Source organism: Hydrocoleum sp. CS-953, from assembly GCF_002260545.1.
Lineage (GTDB): Bacteria > Cyanobacteriota > Cyanobacteriia > Cyanobacteriales > Microcoleaceae > Trichodesmium.
In genome coordinates this window covers 1-3,527 of sequence record NZ_LGSU01000535.1, presented here as the reverse complement: position 1 = coordinate 3,527, position 3,527 = coordinate 1, and the positions used below count along the sequence as shown (strand labels likewise).

Sequence of the window (3,527 nt, the reverse complement as noted above, 5' to 3'; positions counted from 1 at the left end):
TTATTACCTCCTGTAACTATTAGCTTTTTTTGGTTAGTCAGAAGATTAGTAATTAAAGAATTAGTAGGTGAAGTCAATAAGCGGTTAAAAAAAATTAGTGAATTAGAATCAAATCTGAATCAATCCCAAAAATTATTTACGGAATTAGAGAATCACATAGTTACTGCCAAAAAGTCAATTGAATTTATTCATCAAGAAGCTAAGATATCAAAATCATCTGTAGAACAAGTAGAAGCTTTAAAGTCTCAGTTTTTAATGCAGCTACAAGTGATTATTTCCGAAGCTCAAGAAGCCAAACATCAGGCTCTTAAAGAAATTAATTATCCTGTCAATTCAACAACTAAATCTGTTAAAAATACTCAGGAATCAAAATCCTCTGAAAAACAGCCTGCTATGATTGCTGATGATTATTTAAAACTAGGAGAAAAGCAGTTTTATGAAGGTCAATATAATCAAGCTTTAGCAACTTTTGAAAAAGCTATTTCTCTTAATTCTGGTTTAAGTGAAGCTTGGTTTAAGCGTGGTAATGTTTTTGTAAAATTGCAGCGTTATGCTGATGCTCTTACTGCTTATGATCGGGCTACTGCAATTAATTCTGATAGATTTGAATATTGGTTTAATCGTGGCAATGTTTTTGTCAAGTTAGAGCGTTATTCTGAAGCATTAGCTTCCTATGATAAATCTCTTTCTCTTCAGCCAGATAATGTAGAAATTTGGCTAAACCGAGGTATCTTACTCAAGAAATTACAACAATATAATGAGGCACTTGTTTCATATCAACAAGCTCTTTCAATTCAACCTAAAAATGTTGATATTTTACATAATCTAGGTGCTTTGTTAGGAAGGTTAGAGCGTTATGAAGAGGCGATCGCTACTTTTGACAAAGCTCTGAAAATTCAACCAAATAAATTTGAAATCTGGTATAACCGAGGTAATTTACTGGGCAGGTTAAAATCTTTTACTGAGGCAATTGATTCTTATGATAAAGCATTAAAAATTCAACCGGATAGATATGAACTTTGGTATAACAAAGGTGCTGTTTTGTGGCAAATAAAAAAATATAAAGAAGCAGTTACTTGCTACGACCAAGCAATTAAATTAATGCCAGATGATTATGAAGTATGGCATAATCGAGGAGTAGCTTTGGGTGCTTTAGAAAACCATGATGAAGCAGTTAATTCTTACGACCGAGCAATTAAAATTTACCCCCAATGTTATCAAGCTTTTCTGGGTAAAGCAGAAGCATTATTGAAGTTAGAAAAGTATGAGGAAGCTTTAAGTTCTTGTAATTATGCTATTGCGATTCAAAAGGAACGTTATGAAGGTTGGTTATGCCAAGGTCGGGTATTAGAAAAATTGTCAAGTTATGAAAAAGCTTTGACGGCTTACGACCAAACAATTGCTCTTAATAATAATAGTTATGAAGCTTGGGGAAGAAAAGGTATAGTATTAGAAAAAATTAAACGCTATAAAGAAGGTTTGGCTTGTTATAACCGCGCTATTGCTATTAAACCGGATGACTCAGAATCTCAGCGAAAACGTCGTATATTATTGTCAGAATTACAAGTAAAAGAAGTTGTAACTGAGACAAATAAATCTAATTCAACAGCAAATTTAGATGCGAGTAATAACCAAGCTAAAAAACTCAAAAAAAGTCAAAAAAATAACCCTATTCTTGCACAAACTGGAAAAAGAGTTAATGGCGATCGCTAGATTCTTAATTTTCTTAAGTTGGGGAGTAGTAGATAGAGGAGACCTTGGTTTGGCAATAGGAGAAAATTAAAGAGTCACAGTTTCTATTCCCTACTCTCCTACTATCTTTTTGAATTGGATATTATTTACTATGGTTGTTAACTCAAAACTTAACTGGAAATATGGATTTATCGCCTAATAGTTATCAGATAAATTTCTATAACTATTAATTTAGGAGCAGAAGATGAGAATGCAGAACATTACTATAGTATTAGACTCTCATTTTATTAAGCTCTAGAAAAAAATTGCCGATACCAATTGCACTTCTCTAAAAATTGTCATATCATAATATATAGTTGGTTTAATATGCCCTTATGCATGATCTTTTATTCAACAAAATAACTTTCAAAGGTAAAAACAAATCAGATAGCATCTGATCAAAACTAATCCAAAATATTGCAATTTAATAAAGGGAAAACTATTCTCAGTTAAACAGTGAAAGTCTTCCCTCGCTGCAAACAAACATAAATTTTTCAGCAGACCCTAATTAAAAATAGAACAATAGAAAACTTCAGCTAACTTTCTTCAATCTCTGTTGTTCCACAGGGCTATTTCGCTCTAATTTCTTAATTTTTGTGCATTAAAGAAAATCTTATGGCTTTTCAAGAATTGAAGGTTATATCAACCAATCTCTAAAAGCTAGTAAAATCATAACTTGATTCTAGAATGAAATAGCCCTGTTTGTTCCAAGTTAACAACAAAAATTACAACCAGAATATCAATCAACCCTAGCAATAATAGTGCGGTGACGGTGAGTATTACAAATTATTTTCGGAGCTGAAAAACCAGCATTAACCAACTCTTTTTCTATATCCAAAGTAAAATATTCATCCAAATAAGGTTCCGTACTCTTCAACAAAGTAAAAATATGAGGAGCCATCGTAGCATAAACCTCCGACTTAGGATTCATATCCATAATAGCAATACTACCATTTGAACGTAATAAACGCCTTACTTCCCGAAATATTTTTCGAGTAGCAAATTGTGGTAATTCATGGCATACCAAAGAGATAGAAATTAAATCAAAAGAATCATCAGGTAAACCAGTTGCTTCAGCAGCAGCATGAACCCAATTAATATCCAAATTTTGCTTTTGAGAACGATACAAACCAACTGCTAAAAAATAAGGTGATAAATCTACTCCTGTAAACTTAGCTTGAGGGAAAACTTTTTGCAGTGAAAAAGTATTTAAACCCGCACCACATCCCAAGTCTAAAATATCATTTGGAGTAGAAATTTCTGCTTTTAAAATATCAAGAAAACTTTTACGAAGTCTAGCATCTCCACCAATACCTTCTTCTCGCCAAATACCTGCATGAACTGCTAAAGCTGCTACTTCTTCTTCGATAGCTGCTTGCCAACTCAGATTACCTTTTTCATAAGCATGGAATGAAGTAAAATAATATTCTGGATATGCCAAATTAGGATTATTTACCTCTTCCCATTCTCTATTCCAATTACGTTCTGAAAGTTCTTTTACTTGTTTGCGCCAAGGAACGCCAATTTTTTCTGCACGTTTAATAATCATCTTTCGTGCTTGAGTTTTGGCAAAATTAGCGAGTGGTTTAATAGAGAGAATTCCATTTACTAATTTTGTAGCTAAATTAGGTTTAGATTTGAGAGTATGAGTCATTTTTTGTAGGAGAAAAAATGTGTTTAAAATTTATTGTATTTATTCTACAATAACTATTAACTGATAAGCAGGTATGCAAAATTAATTACCAAAAAATTAAGGTATAAAGCCTCTCCATTCATGGAGAAAAAAGCGGTTGTTT

2 protein-coding genes are annotated in these 3,527 nt (G+C 32.4%); one reads left to right on the top strand and one right to left on the bottom strand.

Going from position 1 to position 3,527, the window contains the following annotated elements; translation table 11 throughout:
• Positions 1-1,713, top strand: a 1,713-nt coding sequence (locus tag AFK68_RS05620) for a tetratricopeptide repeat protein (RefSeq protein WP_094671934.1), incomplete at its 5' end; no start/stop codon positions are given.
• 757 nt (positions 1,714-2,470) lie between these two features.
• Here AFK68_RS05620 and AFK68_RS05615 read toward each other — a convergent pair.
• A complete protein-coding gene (locus AFK68_RS05615; RefSeq protein ID WP_094671933.1) occupies positions 2,471-3,385 on the bottom strand; it encodes a class I SAM-dependent methyltransferase in 915 nt (304 codons plus the stop codon).
• Positions 3,386-3,527: the final 142 nt, after the last annotated feature.